General features: G+C 69.4%; 12 protein-coding genes, 2 pseudogenes and 2 other annotated features. Of the genes and pseudogenes, 5 read left to right on the plus strand and 9 right to left on the minus strand.

Annotation, left to right across the window (positions count from 1 at the left end; all coding sequences use genetic code 11):
* Nucleotides 1-14: 14 nt before the first annotated feature.
* Nucleotides 15-1523, minus strand: coding sequence for a lipoxygenase family protein (locus CLV56_RS19325; protein ID WP_039343629.1), 1509 nt, complete (start codon nt 1521-1523; stop codon nt 15-17).
* Entirely contained in the window at nt 1520-3361 is a 1842-nt protein-coding gene (locus CLV56_RS19330) for a peroxidase family protein (RefSeq protein WP_039343632.1), read from the minus strand. Before CLV56_RS19330 ends, CLV56_RS19325 begins: the two co-directional genes overlap by 4 nt.
* A 145-nt stretch (nt 3362-3506) precedes the next feature.
* On the opposite strand from CLV56_RS19330, the gene CLV56_RS19335 reads away from it, so the two are divergent.
* Both CLV56_RS19335 and CLV56_RS19340 read left to right on the plus strand, forming a co-directional pair.
* Nucleotides 3507-4175 (plus strand): helix-turn-helix domain-containing protein, encoded by a 669-nt coding sequence (locus CLV56_RS19335; RefSeq protein ID WP_039343634.1) that lies wholly within the window; start codon nt 3507-3509, stop codon nt 4173-4175.
* The gene (locus CLV56_RS19340) at nt 4172-4993 is read left to right on the plus strand and encodes a hypothetical protein (protein ID WP_039343638.1); all 822 of its coding nucleotides are present in this window, start codon (nt 4172-4174) and stop codon (nt 4991-4993) included. The genes CLV56_RS19335 and CLV56_RS19340 overlap by 4 nt, the downstream gene beginning before the upstream one ends.
* Here the strand turns inward: CLV56_RS19340 and recD are convergent.
* The 3 genes from recD to recC are packed head-to-tail and all read right to left on the minus strand — an operon-like array spanning nt 4981 to nt 13624.
* Nucleotides 4981-6822 carry an exodeoxyribonuclease V subunit alpha gene (recD, locus tag CLV56_RS19345; protein ID WP_100415473.1) on the minus strand — a complete coding sequence of 614 codons (1842 nt, stop codon included), beginning with the start codon at nt 6820-6822 and terminating at the stop codon, nt 4981-4983. The two genes, CLV56_RS19340 and recD, sit on opposite strands and share 13 nt — an antisense overlap.
* Complete coding sequence (locus CLV56_RS19350) at nt 6819-10238, minus strand: UvrD-helicase domain-containing protein (RefSeq protein WP_245857997.1); 3420 nt, start codon at nt 10236-10238, stop codon at nt 6819-6821. Before CLV56_RS19350 ends, recD begins: the two co-directional genes overlap by 4 nt.
* The gene (gene recC, locus CLV56_RS19355) at nt 10235-13624 is read right to left on the minus strand and encodes an exodeoxyribonuclease V subunit gamma (RefSeq protein ID WP_039343639.1); all 3390 of its coding nucleotides are present in this window, start codon (nt 13622-13624) and stop codon (nt 10235-10237) included. Before recC ends, CLV56_RS19350 begins: the two co-directional genes overlap by 4 nt.
* 42 nt (nt 13625-13666) lie before the next feature.
* Here recC and CLV56_RS20730 point away from each other — a divergent pair, with 42 nt between their 5' ends.
* The gene (locus CLV56_RS20730) at nt 13667-13816 is read left to right on the plus strand and encodes a VOC family protein (protein ID WP_157805230.1); all 150 of its coding nucleotides are present in this window, start codon (nt 13667-13669) and stop codon (nt 13814-13816) included.
* A 124-nt stretch (nt 13817-13940) separates the two neighbouring features.
* On the opposite strand, the gene CLV56_RS19360 is transcribed toward CLV56_RS20730, so the two are convergent.
* The 3 genes from CLV56_RS19360 to CLV56_RS19370 all read right to left on the minus strand — a co-directional run bounded on the left by CLV56_RS19360 (nt 13941) and on the right by CLV56_RS19370 (nt 17500).
* Nucleotides 13941-15278 (minus strand): SNIPE associated domain-containing protein, encoded by a 1338-nt coding sequence (locus tag CLV56_RS19360; RefSeq protein WP_211288206.1) that lies wholly within the window; start codon nt 15276-15278, stop codon nt 13941-13943.
* An 89-nt stretch (nt 15279-15367) separates the two neighbouring features.
* Nucleotides 15368-16642: a hypothetical protein gene (locus CLV56_RS19365; protein ID WP_039343647.1), complete on the minus strand. Its 1275-nt coding sequence runs from the start codon at nt 16640-16642 to the stop codon at nt 15368-15370.
* Between the two features lie 489 nt (nt 16643-17131).
* Complete coding sequence (locus tag CLV56_RS19370) at nt 17132-17500, minus strand: IS5/IS1182 family transposase (protein ID WP_039343649.1); 369 nt, start codon at nt 17498-17500, stop codon at nt 17132-17134.
* Nucleotides 17501-17559: 59 nt separating this feature from the next.
* Between CLV56_RS19370 and CLV56_RS19375 the strand changes: the two genes are divergently transcribed.
* Nucleotides 17560-17883, plus strand: a complete 324-nt coding sequence (locus CLV56_RS19375) for a transposase (RefSeq protein ID WP_039343652.1) — start codon at nt 17560-17562, stop codon at nt 17881-17883.
* Nucleotides 17841-17969, plus strand: a sequence feature (AL1L pseudoknot). Its footprint overlaps the gene before it by 43 nt.
* A gap of 98 nt (nt 17970-18067) precedes the next feature.
* Nucleotides 18068-18184, plus strand: a pseudogene (locus CLV56_RS21460) (IS3 family transposase); the annotation flags it as partial.
* 79 nt (nt 18185-18263) lie between these two features.
* Here CLV56_RS21460 and CLV56_RS19385 read toward each other — a convergent pair.
* Nucleotides 18264-19006, minus strand: a pseudogene (locus CLV56_RS19385) (IS3 family transposase); the annotation flags it as partial.
* Nucleotides 18558-18707, minus strand: a sequence feature (AL1L pseudoknot). Its footprint overlaps the pseudogene before it by 150 nt.
* Nucleotides 19007-19158: the final 152 nt, after the last annotated feature.

Raw genomic sequence — 19158 nt, forward strand, 5'->3', positions numbered from 1 at the left:
CGGTCTGGCGCGAGTCAGTTCGAGATGCTGGTGTTGAGGCCGGCCGGGTAGCTGAGCGAAGGATCGCGAGGCTGGGCATCCATCGCGTCCTGAAGCCGCGACAAGTCCGCGATCCAGTCGGCCATGACCGAGGCGGCGCGGGCGTCCAGCGCCAGCTTCGGGACGTCCGCGGTGAGCAACATGTTGTAGGGCTTCCACGTCCCGATGAGCGTGGCCACGAGGTCGAACGCGCGGCGCTGGTCCATCAACTCGCCGGACGCCGGCACGACGGTCGGCGTGACCCAGCCGAGGGTGGTGTAGTCCCACACGACGTTGTTGAGGATGTCGTGCTCGACCGTCGACACGTGGATGAGCGTGGCGCACACCCGGCCGAGGCGGTCTCGGGTGAGCGTGTCACCGACGCCGTTGGGCATCAGCCGGTTGAGCTCGTCGACCCAGCGGCCGATCTCGGGGTCGGCCGCGACGGCCGCGTCGCCGTCGTAGTAGAGCGCCAGGTAGCGGTCCACGTAGTCCCGGGTCACGTCCCAGAACCTCATGACGTTGTCGCGATAGGGATACGGGAACGGCGTCGACGTCGTTCCGCGCCGCTCGAACTGCGTGGGCGGTTCGAAGTCCCAGAAGTCGAAGTGCCCGAGGTGGTCCTCGACCATCGTCCTGAGCACGTCGGCCCGGTGCGAGAAGGTGCTCGCGAGGAATCCTCGCGGCCCCGACAGCTGGGCGCTGGCGAGCTGGCGATTCCCGATGAGCACCGTGTCGAAGCAGTGGTGCACGAGACGCCGTACGGGGTGGTCCGGGCTGAGCCGGTTGTGGGACGCCAACGCGAACGGCGTCAGCATCGACAGGTGCACGTCGACGTTGTGCCGGAAGATGGTGAGCTCCTCGTTGGCGCCGGCGATCAGGGCCGCCTGCGCCTGGCCGCCGCCGTCAGCCGCGCCATCGCTCGTCGTCGGCGAGGTCAGGCGCTGCGTGACGAGCGCTCCGTCCCGTACGACGAGTGAGGCGACGCCGCCCGGCTGGGCCAGCCCCGGCACTGCCGGGTAGCCGCTGACCCAGTCGGAACCGAACGCGTAGCGATCGTCGTCGACCCGGCGCAGTCCGCTCGCGAACGGCCCGCGGGCGGCGAGCTCGGCGACCAGGTCGTCGGTGGTCGCCAGTGCCTTCGGCAGCGTCGGCGCGGTCGGCCACGCCCTGCGGAAGAACCACGGGTAGACGGTGCGGAGGAAGCGCCGCTCGTCGGTCGCGACCGGTGGCGTGCGCCGGGGCGCGATCCCCCTGACGAGGGCGATCAGCCGGCTCTCCATCCGGATGACCCGGAGCCGTTTCTCGGCTCGGTCCGACGCCGGGAAGGTGGTCGGCAGGGAGAGGCCCGTGATCGGCATCTCGGGGTGGATCTCGCCGTAGGGAACGAAGTCGATCGTGCCGTCCTCGGGCACCTCGAGCGGATACACCTTGGGCAGCCGGAACGAGATCATCGTGAGGAACGCGAGGACGGTCCGGTAGAGCCAGAAGCGAGCCGCGCTCATCTGCCTGGCCGCTTCCAGATCGCGAAGGCGTTGGCCGAGGCCCCCGCGAAGGGCCGAAGCTCGGGGAAGTGGCGCGTGAGCACGGTGCCCATCGTGGTCTTCTCGATCCACTCGATGCCTTCGCGGGTGTAGACCTCGTCGGTGAAGTGGGTGGTGAAGAAGCGGTCGCTGTTGAGCCGCCGGGAAGCCATCAGGACGAAGATGCGGAAGGCCGTGTCACTGAACGCGAATCCCTCCGGGCGGTCCTCGGCGAACATCCCGGGGATGAGGTCGACACTGTCGATGTCGCCGTTGTAGACGTCCTGCAGCTCGGCGGCCCATTGCTTGTTGCTCGTGATGTCGTCGAAGGACTCGGGCACCGGCAGGTGCAGGAACCGGCGGAACGCCGTGTAGCGCGGCACCCCCAGCTCTCGGCAGCGCACGATGTCGGTCGCCGACAGGTCCATCAGCCCCCCGTCGTCGGGTCGGCGGAAGGTCTGCAGGTGCTTCGGGAAGTTGTGCAGGCACACGAGCCCGGGGTTCATGGTGCCGAACGTGTAGAGCAGGTCCACGAGCCGGTTCGTCTGCAGAACCTCGGCCCCGGCTGGGCCGGCGAGCTCGTCGAACCCGGTCTGCCCCAAGGTGGGCGCGTCGGTGTCGACCGAGCGGAAGTCGAACTCGTCCGGGACCAGCGGATGCATCCGGTACACGGCGACGAACTCCTCGGTGAGGGCGAACGGGACGCCGTGGTGGTCGCTCTGGCCGCCGACGATCCCGGAGACGATCTCGCTGCCGCTCAGCCGCCCGAAGCGCTTGTGCAGTCGTTCGCCCTGAAGCCCCCACCAGTTGGCGCGCAGACCCGCGACAGCGGTCGGGTGAGCGGTGACGGCGGGTGTCCACTCCACGGTGTGGATCTTCGCCAGCAGCGCAGACAGGACCAGCCGCCCACGCTGGAAGAGCGTCTCGTCGTCGAACTCCGGGTGGGCCGCCGCGAGCATGTCGCAGATCGCGTTGTGCTCCATTGCGAAGAGGGTCTGCAACATGCCCATGCCGACCCAGAACCCGGGCATGTACACCGGGTTCAGTGCGGGATCGTCCGGCACCGGTGGCAGACCGTCGACCAGCCTCAGCTTGCCGCCGGCGTGCGAGCGGAGGAACGACTGCGCCGCCAGGTCGTTGCCGTAGAGCTGCGATCCGTCCCACCAGTGGGTGTTGACGTTGATGTGCGTCGGCGGCTGGTCCGAGTCGGGCGGCGACGTGCGATCCTCCGGAGTTCGCATGACCTGCAGGGGCGGTTCGGGCCAGTCGTCGCCCGGCGCGAGGGGGATGACCCAGGGGTTGTCGGTCGGGCTCGTGCCGTGCTTGACCCAGTCGTGGAGCATGAACTGCAGCCAGGCGGCGATGAGCGCGTTGCCGGCCGACGCCGGGATGATTCCGTTGTCCCGGGTCATCAGTCGGCGGCTGATCTCGCGCGGGCTCGGATCCAGGATCCGCTGGCGGTCGGGCCAGGTGGCCTCGAGCGGGGCGTTCCGCCCGAACCTGGTGCCGGCCATGCCCATCTCACCGTGGACGAGGTCGTTCCAGCTCCCATCGGGCGTCCGCTCGGTGGTGAAGCGTCCCTCGAACGGCGGCGGCTGGACCGGCTCGACGGCCGGCAGCCGAGAGGTGTCCTGGAGATTCTCCTGGCGCAAGGTGTTCCGGATGCCGATCAGCGCGACCAGGCCGAGCGGTTTCGGGAGCTTGTACCAAGGAAGCTTGTGGTCGAGCTTCTCGACCGCAGCGTTGAACACTCGCCCGAAGATGCCTGCCTTCGGCTTCTCGTCGGACGTGCTCGTCGCCGTCTTGTCCTCGTCCGCCATTCGCCCCTCCCCGGCATGATGCGATGAGACACGGGGGGCGTCCATCACATCCTGCCCGAATCGGCGCGCCCGCGCCCGGCCGATTCAATCTCCGTCGCCTCCTCACTGCTTTACAGATTAAGTCCTATAGAGGACATTATCTGTCATGGCAGATCACCAGTTCCTCACCGTCGGGGAGACCGCGAAGACCCTCGGCGTGTCGGCTCGTCACGCCCGCCGGCTTGCCGACGCCGGCGCGGTCAGCCGCGTCGCACGCGGACTGATCGATGGCGCGTCGGTCGACCGCTACCTCCACTCGCAACGCCGAGGCCGCACCCGTGGCTGGGCGCAGCACACTGCTTGGGGAGCCGTGGCGATCCTCGCTGGACGTGATGCCGAGTGGTTGGGTGCCGCACAGTCGTCACGGCTCCGCCGGAGGCTGCGGGAGATCACCGACGCCGACGACCTGCTCACCCGGATGCGTGACCGTGCTCGGGTCCACATCTTCGCGGCCCACCGTGCCGCACTTCCCCACCTGCGCGACCTGGTCGTGGCCGCCGACAAACGGTCCATCGGCTTGAGCGACATGTTCGACGACACGGTCGACGGCTACCTCGCCGTCGACGAGCTGGACGACGTCGTCCAGACCCTCGGTCTCCGGAGTGACGTCGGAGGCGGCGTCATCCTGCGGGTGACGCGCTTCGACTTCGATCGAGTCCGCGAGCTCGTCGACACGCCCGTGGTCGCGGCCTTGGACGCGGCCACCAGCACCGATCCCCGACAACGGGGCGTCGGTCAGCGCGCGCTGCACGACCTGTTGGCGGCGCACCGATGACCGCGCCACGTCCCACGATCGAGGTCGCCTCAACACCCGGCGGCTGGCTGGCGCCGTGGCCCAGCGTGGCGGAACTCGCCGATGCGCTCCCGGCAGGGAGTTGGACACTGGTCGGTGGGCTGATGACTCAGCTCCACGCGATCCATCGCGGCGTAGGCGTCGTGCGCCCAACCAACGACGTCGACATCGTGCTCCACATCGAGACGGGGCGCGGTGTTCCCAATGCGGTCGCCAGGGCGCTGGAGGACCGTGGCTACCGGTTCCGACCGAACATCGACCCACGGAAGAACACCGCGCACCGGTTCGTGCGGGGAACCACTGCGGTCGACGTTGTCGCCGGTGCCGATGAGGACCAGGTGGACGTCCTCATCGCAGACCATCCGGCCCCACGGGTGGTCGAGAAACTACGCGGCCACGAAATGATCCGCATCGAGGGCGGCACCCAGGCCCTGCGCCGCACGGTCAACGCCCGCGTGGAGATCGTGCCCGGCTCGATGTCAACCCTCTCGGTGCCACGCCCGTTCGCGGCTCTGATCCTCAAAGCCGCGGCCTACACCTCTGACTCCCGCGACCGCCAGCGCCACCTCTTCGACGCTGCCGCCCTCCTCGCGTGCATCGACGACCCTTTCGCCGAGCGCCGCGGGTTCAGTGGCTCGGACCGCCGCCGGATCGCGACCCTGGTCGCGCACCTCGAGGCGGCCCATCCAGCCTGGCGGGCTCTGCCCGAGGATCACCGTACGCAGGCCCAGCTGACCCTCGAAATTCTCGCCCGGGCCGACGAGGAGAAGCGACACCCTCGCGCTACTCAGCGCTCGTGACCAGGCTGCCAACCCGCTAGGTCGTCGTTCCTGAGACGCTCCGCCAGGCCCGAGGATCGCTGGGCAGGTGTCTGCGCGGCGTGTCGGACGGCGTCGCGGCTGCCGACGATCGTCAACTGCGCTGACGCGCGCGTGACGGCGGTGTAGAGCGTCTCGCGCGTGAGGAGCCGCGAGCGCAGGGGCGGGACGATCACGACCACGTCGTCGGCCTGTCCTCCCTGGGCCTTGTGCACGGTCATCGCGTGCATGGTCTCGACGTCGGACAGCCGCCACGGCGAGACCGCCAGCCGCTCGGACCCGGACCTGATGACCGCGAGCGGACCGTCCTCGCCGCGCACGATGACGCCGGCATCACCGTTGCGAACGCCGAGCGCGTAGTCGTTGCGCGTGACGAGGATCGGACGGCCGACGTACATCGTCTGGAGCAGGACGTCGGGGACGCGATCGGCGAGTGCCCGTTCGACGAGCCGGTTCCAGTGCCGCGTGCCGAAGGGCCCCTGACGGTGCGCGCACAGCAGCCGGAACGTGTCCAGGTGGTCGAGCGCCGCATCAGGGTCGCCGCTCAGGGCCAGCTCGCGGAGCCGTACGGCGTGGCGGACGACGTCCGGAAGGAGCTCGAGCGACGGTGCCTCGGTCTCGACGAACGTCACGTCCTCGTCGGCCGAGTCGAGCGCGTTGAGAACGGCATCGGCGTCGCCGGCCCGCAACCCCGCCGCAACGTCGCCGCGCATCCCCTGAACGCGATGGTTCTTCGTCAGCCGGACGACGACGTCCTCCGCCTCCAGTCCGTGGACGAGGTCGGCAAGCACCGAGCCGGCCTCGACCGACGCGAGCTGGTCGGGATCGCCGACCAGCAGCAGCCGGGAGTCCGGCGCGAGGGCCTCGATCAGCCGCGCCATCAGGGTCAGCGACACCATCGAGGCCTCGTCCACGATGACGACGTCGTGCGGCAGCGGGTTCCGGGCGTCATGTCGGAACCGTTGGGTGGTGCCCGGCAGCGCTCCCAGGAGCCGGTGCAGCGTCACCGCTGGGCTGACAGGCGATGCGTGACCCGGATCGGATTCGATCATCTCGTTCATGCGGGCGGCCGCCTTGCCTGTCGGCGCCGCCAGCGCGATGCGGAGGGGCTGTCCGGTGCTCGCGCCGAGCATCCGGAGGACGCGGGAGATCGTGTGGGTCTTCCCCATGCCGGGGCCGCCGGTCAGGACGGTGGTGGCGCGTTCGGCGACACTGCGTACGGCGGCGGCCTGTGCCTCGTCGAGGCCGCCAGCGTCGAGGCCGTCCTGGCCCATGACGTCGTCAACGACTGCGGGATCGACCGGCGGTACGGAGGAGGTCAGCCTCGCCCGCATCGCGTCGGCGATGAGCACCTCGTCTGCGTGGTAGCGGTCGAGGTAGACCCGGCCGAGGTCGACGCGCAGCACACCGGCGGTGACGAGGGAGCTCGACCGTACGGCGTCGAGCCACGGCCCCGGCTCGGGCAGCTCGACCGTGCCGCCGACGGTCGGCGCCTCACGTTCTCCGCCATTCTCGTCCACCAGATCCGCCTCGTCCGCCAGATCCGCCTCATCGTCCTGACCTGCCGTCAGCGAAGCGACCGACTCGAGCGCGAGCGACGTCGACCCGTCGCGGACGGCGCGGATGGCGAACGCCAGAGCGAGAGCAGCATCAGTCGTGACCTCTTCGTCCAGCTGGCGGCAGATGCGGACGGCGACGACGCAGTCGCTGCCGTCGAGGAAGCCGGCGTCGTTGAGGGTCTTCAGCCGCCCTTCGGCGGTGACGCTGAGGGCGGGATCGCCGGTCGTGGTCGGTGCCGTGGAGGGCGTCATCGCGCCACCTCGCGCGTACGACCATCGAGGACGGCCGACAGGTCCTCCAGCAGCGCCGACGGTGGACGCCAGGAGAACACCCCGCACGGGTGGCCCTCGACCAGCGGGGTGTCGGGGCCGGCCATGCCGCGGACGTACAGGTACATCACGCCACCCAGGTGCTGGTCGGGGTCGTACGCCGGGAGCCGCCAGCGCAGGTAGCGGTGCAGCACCACCGCGTACAGGATCGCCTGCAGCGGGTACGTCGAGTGGCTCATCGCGTCGGCCAACCGGTTAGGGGCGTAATCGGCCAGGGTCAGATCCGCGTCGGGCGAGCCGAGCCAGTTGGTCTTGTAGTCGACGACGCAGAACTTCCCCCGATGCCGGAAGGTCAGGTCGATCGACCCGGTCAGGTAGCCGCGCAGATCCTGGCCACCGAGCTCGTCCCCATCGAGCGCATCGGCGTACGCACGCAGCGGGTCGCCCGCCGAGAGGTGGTCGCGCAGGACCGGCGCCATCGATCGCAGCTGCGCGTTGGCGTGCGGGCGGTCGCCTCCGCCGAGGGGCAGCTCGAAGTCCATCTCCGCGAGCCGGTCCGTACGGGGTAGGTCGACGAGGGTGACGCCATCGGCGAGCGGCCCCATCGGCGTCCGACACACGGCGTCCAGCGCCGTGGCCAGCGCGTCCGAGTCCACGTCGACGGGCCACCGCGTCCGGTGGTCGCCGATCCGGTCGAGGAGCTCCTGGTGCAGGTCGTCGGCTTGGAAGTCGGCGTCCTCCAGCACCGCGTGCACCAAGGATCCGAACGTGGCGCCGACGGGCAGGTCGGCCATCGGCGAGGGGACGTCGGCACCTGCGGTCGTACGGGGGCCTGCGGCAGCGAGCGGTTCTTCGTCGGCTCGCCCCACCTCGTCGGACTCAGGTTCGGAGGTGGCGGATCCAGCGTCGTGGGAGGCCGCGGTCAAGGAGGAGTACGAGGTCCGCCGCCACACCCGGTCGACCCAGGAGCTGTCGAACGCCCGTACGGCCAGCGGTGTCGTCGCCCGCTCGACCGCGACCTCGGGGGCGCCCTGGTCGCCGTCGAGCACGGTGAGGCTGAACGCGCCGTGCGCAGCCCAGGTCTGGAGCATCCGCTCGGACGTGGTGCTGTCCGGCACCCGTACCTGTTCGGCGGGAGTCACCACGGCACCACCGCCCCCGCCATCCCCGCCATCGCCGCTGCCAAGACCGCCTCGCTCAGCGCGAGCCGTGATCAGCGACGCGAGCTCGTCGGCGGAGTCGGCCTGGCCGAAGAGCAGGCGGTGCAGCGCGGAGTTGGCGGTGTTGCGCGTGGGAGCCCACCAGGCGACGACCTGCGACTGGGCCCGCGTCATCGCGACGTACGCCAGGCGCATGTTCTCCCCCAGCGCCTCGGCCCGGTGCTCGGGCTGGTTCACCTCGGCGGAGTCGAGGGAGAGCACCCGCTGCCCGTCGCGGTGGATGATCGCCGGCGCCGGGTCGTCCCTCATCCAGTGGTCGAAGAGGAAGGGCGCGTAGACGATCGGGTACTGCAGGCCCTTGCTGCCGTGGATCGTCGAGAGGGTGACGGCCAGAGCGTCGGAGTCGAGCCGCATGATGCGCGACGCTGCCGTGGTCGCGGTGTCGTCGGCGCTCTGCTGCCGCAGCCAGGCGACCAGGCTCGGGAGCGCACCGGTGCCCTCGAGGACCTGCTCGTGCAGGAGCTGGGCGCAGTGCTCGATGTCGGTCAGGTCCCGTTCGCCGCCGACCTGGGACAGCACGCGCGCATCGAGACCCTGGCTGCGCGCGACGTCCAGGACGGCCGCGATCGCGCCACGGTGGAACGCCCCGACCAGCGAACGTACGTGCGCCGAGATCGACTCCGTGCTCTGCTCGCCCTCGGCATCCAGCTGCTCGGGCGTCCACCCGAGGAACGGCGTGAGCGCCGCGAGACGCAGGCGCTCGGGGCGGTGCGGCTGCTCCAGCGCCATCATCAGGTGCAGCCACCACTCGGCGGCGGTCGTACGCAGGACGGACTCGCTGGAGACCAGCACGGACGGGATCCCGTGCTTGCGCAGCGCGGCGCGCATGCCGTGCAGGTCCCGGTTGGCGTGCGCGAGGACCGCGATGTGCTGCGGCCGGACCGGCGCGCCGTCGAACGTGGCGTCCGAGGTGAGCAGCCGCGCGATGTCGGCCGCGGCGTCGGCGTAGACGCGCTCGCGTACCCGCCCGATCGCGATCGGCCTCTCGCTGAGCATCGCCCGCAGCCGGAGCGGGCTGTTGTCCGGCGCCCCCTGCAGGCGGTGTGCTGTCCTCTCGGCGGTGATCGGGTGCGCGACGATGCCCGGCGACAGCTGCACGTTCGCCATCAGCCGCTGCAGCGCGTCCACCAGCGGCGCGTCGCTGCGGTAGTTGGTGGGCAGCGACGTCCGCGTCGTCGCCGTCTGCGCGGCCAGCAGGTACGTGGCGACGTCGCCGCCACGGAACGCGTAGATCGCCTGCTTCGGATCGCCGATCAGCACGAGGGTCTTTTCGCCGCCCGGTGGTTGAGCCTGTTCGCCCTCCGCTGGTCGAGCCTGTTCACCCTCCGCTGGTCGAGCCTGTCGAGACCCGAACGCACGCGAGAACACCTGCCACTGCACCGGATCGGTGTCCTGGAACTCGTCGACCAGCACCACCGACCAGCGCTCACGCATCCGCCGCCGCGCCGGGCTGTCGTCGGGCTCCAACGCGTCGGCGAGCTCGCTGAGGAGGTCGTCGTAGCCCAGCAGAGCCGCCCGGCGCTTGCGCCGCGTGACCTCGGCGCGCGCCTTCTCGATGAACGCCAGCCGTGCTGCGACCGGCCCGGTCGCGTCGGTGGGCGACAGCACCGCGCCGGGGTTGTCGAGCGCGATCCGGGCGTCGCTCTTGGCCTGCGCGTAGGCGATCGTCGCGCTCGTCGCGTGGTCGGCCAGGTAGAGGTCGTCGACGACGTCGGCCTGCAGCTCGGTCAGGTCGTCGGCCAACGTGGCGTACGAGTCGGAGTCGCCGGCCACGCCCAGGCCCTTCAGCACGAAGTGGCAGAACTGGTGGATGGTCGCGATCGTCGCGGTGTCGAAGTCCGCCACGGCCGTGGCGAGCCGATCGATCCGCAGCGCGAGCTCGTCGGCGGAGCAGTTGCGCAGGTGGCTGATCAGGACGTCGTCGGTGGCCTCCTCACCCCGCAGGGTGGCGAGGGCGTCGGCCATCCGAGCCCGGACACGTTCACGCAGCTCCTGGCTGGCGGCCCGGCTGAAGGTGACGATCAGCAGCTCGGCGAGGGGCCGACCTTGCTCCGCGACGTACCGGACGACGAGCGCCGACAGCGTCCACGTCTTGCCGGTGCCGGCGCTCGCCTCGATGAGCGTGGTCCCCGACGGGAGCGGCGCGGTGATGTCGAAGCTGGTCATCGCGTCGGTCATGCCTCACCCCCGTGCTCGTGGATGGGGTTCCAGACGCGCGGCCCGAAGTACTCGAGGCCGCGGAGCCGGTTGAGCTCCTCGACGCGCGACTGCGGGCCGAGGACGAGACGCCACCACGGGTCGTCGTTCTCTCCGGGAATCCGCTGGTTGCCCTCCCAGCTCCCGCGTGCCCGTTCGAGCGCCTCCGGCACGCCGTACGGGTCGCCGGGACGGGTCCTGCGGTACGCGGCGGCGTACGCGCTGGCGGTCTTGGGGGCGATGCCCATCGGGAACCGCAGGCCGGACTGCCGGGCCTGCACGAGATCGGCGAGCAGTGCCTGGGCGTCCGCCGGGCTGGGTGACGCCAGTCGGAGGCCTCCCCTCTTGCCGATCAGCTCGGCGCGATGCTCGCGGGCGGGTTCGGCCACGGCGAGCGCCAGGAGGCGGACCCACGCTGCGGCGACGTGCTTCGCGCTGATCGTGGAGTACGTGCGGACCCACACCGTGTCGTCCCGAGCGGTGTTGTCATGAATGGCGCCGACCACGCCGGTCATCCGTACGACCTCGCCGCCCTCGGGCGTCGGCAGGTCGAGCCGGATGTCCACCGAACGCGGCTGGTCACTCCCCCGGTCGGCGGCGATCGCCGTCACCCGGGCGGCGATGTCGGCGCGTGCGGCCTGGCCCAGCGCGCCCGGCGGGAGGGTTCCGCGGACGGCCTCACGGTCGAGCGCGTCCTCGAGCGGCATCCCGTCGAGCACCTCGTGCAGCACCCGCTCCCCGATGTCCCACTGCTCGAGCCCGTCGAGCGCGATCGGCAGCGAGTCGTTCGTCTCGTCCACCTCACGCGGCACCGTCACGTCGAGGCGGTGCCGCAGGAACTCGCGCGCAGGATTCTGCAGGAACGCCACCAGCTCCTCCACCGTGACAGCGGAGGTCGGCCGTACGGGAAGGGGCTGGTCGAGGAAGACCGTCGGAGCAGGCGGATCCGTACGGAAGACTCGCAGCGCCTCGGCTCCCGCGAGGGCGGCGGTGTCGAACGTGCCACCCGGTACGGGACCGTCCGGCCGGAAGTTGCGTTCGTCGAAGGCCTGCAACGGGTGGTGCCGGACGAAGCTCGGATCGCCTGAGCCGTCCGGCGGGTCGTCCGGCGTCGTCGCCGTACGGGATGCTGCCGCGATCAGCTCTTGCAGCGGTACGGCGGGCGGGCGGCGGTTGCCGTTGTGCTCGTCGAAGCCGGAGTAGATCGCCACGAAGGACTCGCCGGCCGCCATCACGGCGTCGAGCAGGAGCTGACGGTCCTCGCTGCGCAGGTCGCGCTCGCCGACCCGGGGACTTCGCGCGATCACGTCGTCCCCGTCGACCACGGGCGAGCGCGGGTAGACGCCGTCGTCGACACCGAGCACCACCACGGCCTTGTGCGGCACCGACCGCATCGGGACCATCGTGCACACCGTGATCGCTCCGCTGCGGAAGTTCGCGCGGGTGGCCCGCGCGCCCCACCGCTGATCGAGGAGCACCCGGATGTCGTTGAGCCGCAGCGTCGCCCCCTCGCCTGCTGCGTCGCCGATCGCGTCGAGGTCGCGGGCCAGCTGAGCGAACTGCCACCGCTCGTCCGGGGGCGTGTCGGCCAGAGCCTCGATGGTGTCCTGCAGCCATCGCATCCACTCACGCACCGACAGGGTGCCGCGTACGGTGTCGGCGGCGCGCTTGAGCCGCTCCATCAGCTCCAGGACGTGGCCGACGACCTCGATGTCGCGACTGCCGATGTCGTCGACCGGGACCCGCGCTGATGACGGAGCATCGCTGTCGGCGGCGACGGCGACACCGAGGGCGATCCGGTCCATGCCGCGCGTCCACGTGTTCGCGTCGAGGTCGGCCAGCTGGTACTCGGCGCGGTGACCCGCGTCGTACCCCCAGCGCACGCCGGCGTCGGCGACCCACCGACTGACCCGTGCCAGGCGCTCCTCGTCGAATCCGAACCGCGCCCGCACCGCCTCGTGGCTCGCGAGGTCGAGCACCTCGGACACCGTCATCCGCCCGGCGACCACCCTGACGACGCGGTGGGCCAGGTCGATGAGCGGGTTCGTCGCACCGAGCGCACGGTCGGCGAGCTGGACCCGCAGCTGCTGACCGGGGTGGTACGGGTCCGCGCTCCGGCCGGCGGTGGGGACCAGGGTGAGTCCGAACGTGGCCTGGATGAGGGGCGCGAACGTCTCGATGTCCGGGCACATCACGAGGATGTCCCGTGGCTGCAGCGTGCCCTGGCCCTCGGCGAGGAGCCACGTGAGGACCTCCCGGAGGACCTCGACCTGGCGTGCCGGGCCGTGCGCTGCATGCACCTGGATCGAGAGGTCGTCGGCCGTGGTGGTCCGCGTGCTGTCGGGGGCGCGGTTGGCGCGGATGTCGGCTTGCAGGAGTGCGAGACGATCCGTCCTCTGCACCGGCGTCGGGTCGAGGGGCTCCTCGATGGTGACGCCGGGTGTGCTCAGGACCGCCTGGAGCTCGCGGACGTCCCGCCCGAGCGTGGCCAGCAGCGGGTGCTTCGCCTCGCGCGCCGTACGGTCGTCCGCCCGCGCCCCGAGGGAGGTCTTGCCGGCGAGGTCGGTCCACAGCTGCGGCGACGGGTGAGGCAGCCAGAGGTGGATGTCGCGTCGGGCGCCCAGGGCGACCAGCAGCTCACGGTCCGAGGCGGCCAGGCGGGTGTAGCCGAAGAACGACAGCCGCGGCGGAAGGTCGAGGTCCCTGGAACCTGACGACAGCTCGTCGGCCACGCGCTGGTGACGTTCGATGACCGACTCGGCCAGGTCGTGCTGCGCGCGTACGAGGTCGACGGTGCGCCGCCACAGGATCGGCTGCCACAGGAAGTCGTCGGGCAGAGTGCCGCCCGCGGCGTCGGAGTGGACACCGGCCTCCCAGTCGGCCAGGAGACTAGGGCGTTCTCGGGCGTACGAGGCGAACAGCCCGGCGATGCGGCGCGCGACGGCGTAGCGGCGCGACTGACGAGCCTTGCGCTCCCACTCGGCCCTCGGGTCCTCGACGATCTCTGGGCCTGCGCCGAGGTGATGCGTGAGCGCTTCGAAGTGACGCGATCCGGTGAGCTCACCGATCGCCTCGAGCGTGGGCCACACCAACCGGTCCGCCTGCCACGGATCGTCGCGCTCACGACCGAGCAGCATGCTGATCAGCGACTGCGGCGCCATGATCTGCAGGCCCGCGCAGACACCGTCATCGCCGACCGTTGTCCCGAGCGCGTGGGAAAGCCGTTGCGCCAACCATCGCTCGATGCCACGCGCCGGCACGACCACGACCTCGGGAGTGAAGACGTCGGCGGGCGCTTCGCGCAACAGCGAGGCGAACGCGCGTGCGAGTGCCTCCGGCTGATCAGCTCGGTGCACGTTGATCCCCACGCGGAGACTCTAGGACAGCGAGCGCAGTGATGCGCGCGCCTGATGCGGGCCGCAGTGTTCTCGGTGACTCCGACCGCAGCAGGCGAGCATGAGGGCGAGTTCCTCGACACCGTCGGCGGGGATCTCAACCGCCGCACCGAGATCACCATGCTCCGCGCACCCGGCCGCGGTCGCACGCTGAAGCTCCCGTGATTCGCCCGACCGAATCACCGGCCCGGCTCACCAAGCTCGGCCCGGGATGGACAACGCGAAGGCCAAGGTCCTCGGTTAGTCTCCGGAGTCGTCAGTCCGGTTCAAAGTAGGGCCGAGCGGGCAGTCAATTGTTGGTCGGCCAGCGGTTCCTAGACTGGTAGTACTCAGGCGCCTCGGGAGTCTCGTTGAACTCTAGGAGCCCCCCGACCTTCTGCATTAGCAGACTGCGTACCTCTGCGGGGGTAGCGAAGAAGAACTCGCGGCGCTCGTTCACCCGGTTGACTCGTCGATCCGAAAACGCCTTGTGGAGTTCGTTCTCGAGAGTGACCGCGTCGTCCGAAAAGAACAGGGCATGGGTGTCGTAAAGGAACGGCACCGATGCGTCCCCAAGCTCTCGGACGCGGTCGCGGGGTTCGAGGCGTCGGGTCATGCCAATCTTGACGATGTTTGGGCCCAGGGCACCGATGTTCGAGATGACGTAGATGTACCCGGCACGGATGTTTGCCGTCCGATAGTCATTGGCCTCGATGGCCTCGTCGATCTGGGTCAGACGGGCAGCGAGCTCGTCCGCAGCCTCGTCGTCACCATTAGCGCGAAGCTGCAGCAGGACGCCCTCGTAGTGCGACTTCTCCTTCTCCAGGCGCTCCCGCTCGGCGGCGAGTTCCTTCTCGGCCTTGCGTTGTTCCCGGAGAAGCTCGCGCTCCTCGCGGGCCTTCTCCTTCTCCTCCTGGACCTTCATCTGATAGTCCGCGGTGAGTTCGAGTTCCTCCACGCGCAGCTGGTGGTAGTCGGGGTTGATGCGCATTTCCATGATGACGCCAAGCTTTTCGATGGACTTCATCGCCTTCTCGAGCCGCTGCTTCGCGGTGGAGATATTGCCATTGCGAAGTGACCGGACGCAGTTGTCTGCCTCGGCGTTGTACGCGCGGAGCATGAGCTTCGATAGGTCGCCAATCATCTTGCGACCCTTCGCCAGTGACCCATCGAACGTGAACAGCTCAGCAGCAAGGATGGCCTCGTTGGCCCTCACCAAGGCGTCGATTCCGTTGTTAATGTCGGTCAGCCGATCCTTGTACGCGGCCGCATCCTCAAGCGGGTGGTGGTAGCGATAAATTCCGACGTCTTGAAGGACGCGCTGGTCGGCGAGCTCGACGACCTCGCTGCCACCGGACTGGGCGAGCGCAGCCTCGAGGTCTGCGATGCGGCGCAGAAGGGTGCTGCTGTCCGCGGCGGGTGCTCTCGAGCGAAGCGGAGACTGCGTCGCGGCTGCCCCAGTGGCGGGTGCCTGCTGCGACGGGTTGGGAATCGTTGGCTCAACCAAGGGCACAGGCTCAGTCGCCTGGGTCGGAACCTGCGCCGTTCCCGGGTCCGAGGAATGCGCGTCATGATCCGCCGGTTCCGGGTCGGGAACGGTCGGAGCGGTTTCCTGCTCAGGGAGCCACAGTTGCCACCCTTCGGGCATCTGCGGCCAGGCTGGATCAGGCTTCCAGTCTGGCGGTGGAACCCAGCCGGCGGGTGGCTGCGGCCAGCCGGGTGGTGGGTTGAACCGCATCACTGGCCTCGCTGTCGAACGCCGCGACTGGTGTCTGCCGGAATCAGGTCGAACGGCGACTTCGACACTGCAGCACCGAGGTGGTCAAGGGTGGCCATCGGGACGACGTTGGCGAGGTCGAAGGAGTTGAATGTCTCCCGATCGGCGGCGACCACCGCGAGCGGAACGTACTCTGGCTGCCCGGTGGCCGGGGCGATGGTGTTGGTGCCGACGGTCAAGGCGATGGAGTGGATCTTTCCGGCTCGGTCCGCCTCGAACACCTCGTGCATCGTCCGAACGGCGACCTGGTGGACGGCAGCGCTGTAACGATCCTTTTGCGCTTTGGCAGCGAGCTGGCTGGATGTGATCGCATCCTTCGCCTTCACGTATCTGTACTCCTTGACCGACGGCACGGCCGACGGCTCGGGGATGTCGACCCTCAAGGTCAGTTCGCGCGCGGCGAGGTCGAACTTGTGCTCGTGCTCGACCGGGAACACGTCGGGATAGACGGAGTTCGCCAGGACGATACCGACGTAGTCCTCGATGGCGTACTCAACGTCGAACGCGAGGTCGTTGATGAACTTCGTCAGCTCCTCGTTCTTCGCAGCAGCATCGGCTTCACGCTCGGCGCATTCGCGCTGGTAGACGGCTTGTGTCTCAGCTAGCCTCACGAGTCGCGCAGCCTCGTCCTGCTCACGCTTCGCCATCGCCGCGACGTGGTGCTCGTAGAGCTTCTTGTTGTTGTCGTGCCAGACAGCAACAGCTCGCTGGTGCTCAGCTTGGGCTGCGGCGACGGCGTCTGCGTGCTTCTTCTTGCCTCCGAACGTGCTCGAGAGGCCTCTTGGTGCGGGTGGCTCGACGTACGCGGGCTGCGCCGGGTACAAGAGCTCGGGGACGGACGCGACAGGGGTTCCGAGACTGCCGGGGTCGAACGGTGGGTGCTCTGCGGCCACCTTGAGTGCCTCCAGGTCGACGTAATCGTCGGTCTCCAGGGTCGAGGCGAGGAGCCCGTCGATCTCATCGTAGGAGGCGGCAAGTTCGGCGTTCAGCGCCTTGACCTCGGCCGTTCGTGCTTCGAGGTGGATGCGAGCGGCTTCCTTCGCGGCAGCCTTACGCTCCGCCTCGGAGGCTCGTGCCGCGGCTGCGCGAGCTCGCTCGGAGGCCTTAACGGCACGCTCGTGCTCGCGGACAGCGGCGTTGTGAGCGCGAACTGCCTGCGCTTCCTGCTGGCGGCGGCGCTTCTCCGCCTGCTGAGCCTGATAGTTAATCTCGGCGAAGAAGCCGCGTTTTGCCATGACCGCACCCTTCAGAACTGACTTTGCAAACGCTCAGCACGGTAGTCCCGGACTCCGACACATGCAGGAGAAAGTCTGGGTTGGTCCCCAAGTCGACCATCCCGGACGTCGGACCCCGGGACACGCCTGCACGAATGTGTCCACCGCAGGTACGAGCAATGATCCCGAGTCAATGCCGTGCCGATGCCAGGAGAGCAACCATCCGGACGATTCGTCGCCGTACCAGTTCTGGAGGCGGAGCCTCTATACCAGATGCCGGTGCGGGCTCGTAGAGCGCCAGCACGACGGCCGACGTGTTGGTGGGCGGCGGCGGCCGGACATCGCCGTGCGCGAGGCAAACGACACTGGCCCCCTCGCCGATCCCATCGTCGAGGGGCGGTGACGATTTGGCCGGCCTCCACCGTCCTTCCGTGGAGGACGGCGCGGAAGTAACGGTCGAGCGGGGCCGCGGAGCTGGGTTCGGTGGCATGGCGACTAGGGCGTGTCTCCTTATTGGCGTAGCCAGAGGACGATTGCGCGGAGGACGGCTGCGCCGCGGTAGACGATGGCGAGCTTGTCGTAGCGGGTGGCCAGGCCGCGCCACTGCTTGACGTTGTTGAAGGAGCGTTCGACCACGTTGCGGCCCTTGTACGCCTCGGCGTCGAAGGCCGGGGGACGTCCGCCGGCCGAACCTCTGCGTCGGCGGTGGCCGGCTTGGTCGGCCGGGACGGGGATCACCGCACCGATCTTGCGACGGCGCAGCAGGGCCCGGTTGCCGCGGCTGGAGTAGGCCTTGTCGCCCAGCACCGCGGCGGGCCGGCAGCGGGGCCGACCCGGGCCGATCCGCGCCACCTGCAGCTCGGCGAGCAGGCGAGGCAGGACCGGACTGAGTCGCCCCGGCGTGTTCGGAGAGTCCTTTCGTTGGAAGGATGATTCCTATGGCACGTCCGTCGAAGTATCCGCGTGAGCTGCAGGAGCGAGCGGTGCGGCTGGTGATCGAGTCGCGCGCCGAGTACGAGTCGGAGTACGCGGCGATCAGGTCGGTCGCGGCGAAGCTGGGCATCACCTCACCGGAGTCGCTGCGCAAGTGGCTGCGCCAGGCCGAGGTCGACAGCGGCGCCCGGCCGGGCAAGACCACCGAGGAGATCGCCGAGATCAAGGCGTTGAAGAAGGAGGTCGCCGAGTTGCGGCGGGCCAACGAGATCCTGAAGAGCGCGTCGGCTTTCTTCGCGGCGGAGCTCGACCGCCCCTCCCGGTTCTGATCGACTACGTCCGCGTTCACAAGGACGAGTTCGGGGTCGAGCCGATCTGTCGCGTGCTGTCCGAGCACGGGATCAAGATCGCCCCGTCTACCTACTACGACGCCGTCGACCGGCCGCCGTCGAAGCGGGCGCTGCGCGACGGCGAGATCGTGGAGTTGATCGAGGCCGAACGGACCCGGCAGAACTGTTCGTCCGGTTCGGTGCCCGCAAGATGTGGATACACCTGCGTTCGAAGGGCCACGACGTGGCCCGGTGCACGATCGAGCGGATCTACCGCGAGCAGGGCTGGGAGGGCGCGCGGCGGCGCAAGAAGGTCCGCACCACGATCGCCGACCCGGCCGCGGCCCGCCCGGTCGACTTGGTCGATCGGCAGTTCTGGGCGTCGCGACGAAGTTCCGCTTCACCAGGTCCGGATGCCGCGCAGCGGTCGGGACCGGCTTGGTGGTGCGGACTCGTTTGGTGCGCCGCGCGCCCTCGATTCCCTCGGCGCGCATCAGCCGGGCGACTTGGTCACGGCCGACATCGTGGCCGGCGCGCTTGGCGGCCTTCCACAGCTTCCGTGCCCCGTAGACCCGGTAGTTGTCCTCCCACAGGCTCCGTAGCGCCGGCCGCAGCACGGCGTCGCGGACCTCACGCGCCGACGGCTCACGGTTCTTCGCCGCGTAGTAGGTGCTCGGAGCCATCTGCAGCCCTGCCTTGGACAGGGTGCTGCAGATGGACTCGACTCCGAGCTTCTTGCCGCCCACGACGTCGTCGCGGTTGGCGTCGACGAAGGCGACTACTTCTTGTGTTGGCGGTCGAGCTCCGCCCCGAAGAAACTGGCGGCCCTCTTCAGGATCTCGTTGGCCCGCTTCAGCTCGCAGTTCTCCTGCTCGAGCTCCTTGATCCGCTGCGCCTCGGTCGTGGTCACACCGGGTGCGTGGCCCTCGTCGATGTCGGCCTGTTTGACCCACTGGCGCACCGACTCCACGCCGTAGCCCAGCTGGGTCGCGACCCGCTGGACCGTTCCGTGCTCGGTTCCCAGCTCTGCTCACAGCGTGCGGACCATCCGGACCGCTGCTGCCTTCTCATCCGGGCTGTAGCGCCGCGTCTGCGGCTTCCCGGGCACCTGCTCCTTCGGCATGGCTCAATCCTCGTTTCCAAGGTCAGGAGCCTCCAAGAAACCCAGGGCGGTTCAGGCACCGCCGGTGCGCAGCTTGGCGGCCACGAACTCTTGCGTGTTGTCGCACCAGACGCCGAGCGGGTGGTACCCGAACGTCTTCTTGAACGTGGGCG

Source organism: Mumia flava, from assembly GCF_002797495.1.
In the GTDB taxonomy this organism is placed as follows: domain Bacteria; phylum Actinomycetota; class Actinomycetes; order Propionibacteriales; family Nocardioidaceae; genus Mumia; species Mumia flava.

Bases quoted from the DNA above. Each gene is read 5' to 3' on its own strand.
- CLV56_RS19335 (WP_039343634.1), top strand. From the start codon at position 3,507: ATGGCAGATCACCAGTTCCTCACCGTCGGGGAGACCGCGAAGACCCTC.
- CLV56_RS19325 (WP_039343629.1), bottom strand. From the start codon at position 1,523: ATGAGCGCGGCTCGCTTCTGGCTCTACCGGACCGTCCTCGCGTTCCTC.
- CLV56_RS19340 (WP_039343638.1), top strand. From the start codon at position 4,172: ATGACCGCGCCACGTCCCACGATCGAGGTCGCCTCAACACCCGGCGGC.
- CLV56_RS19360 (WP_211288206.1), bottom strand. From the start codon at position 15,278: ATGCCCGAAGGGTGGCAACTGTGGCTCCCTGAGCAGGAAACCGCTCCG.
- CLV56_RS19350 (WP_245857997.1), bottom strand. From the start codon at position 10,238: ATGACCGACGCGATGACCAGCTTCGACATCACCGCGCCGCTCCCGTCG.
- CLV56_RS20730 (WP_157805230.1), top strand. From the start codon at position 13,667: ATGCGGGCCGCAGTGTTCTCGGTGACTCCGACCGCAGCAGGCGAGCAT.
- recD (WP_100415473.1), bottom strand. From the start codon at position 6,822: ATGACGCCCTCCACGGCACCGACCACGACCGGCGATCCCGCCCTCAGC.
- CLV56_RS19330 (WP_039343632.1), bottom strand. From the start codon at position 3,361: ATGGCGGACGAGGACAAGACGGCGACGAGCACGTCCGACGAGAAGCCG.
- CLV56_RS19365 (WP_039343647.1), bottom strand. From the start codon at position 16,642: ATGGCAAAACGCGGCTTCTTCGCCGAGATTAACTATCAGGCTCAGCAG.
- CLV56_RS19375 (WP_039343652.1), top strand. From the start codon at position 17,560: ATGGCACGTCCGTCGAAGTATCCGCGTGAGCTGCAGGAGCGAGCGGTG.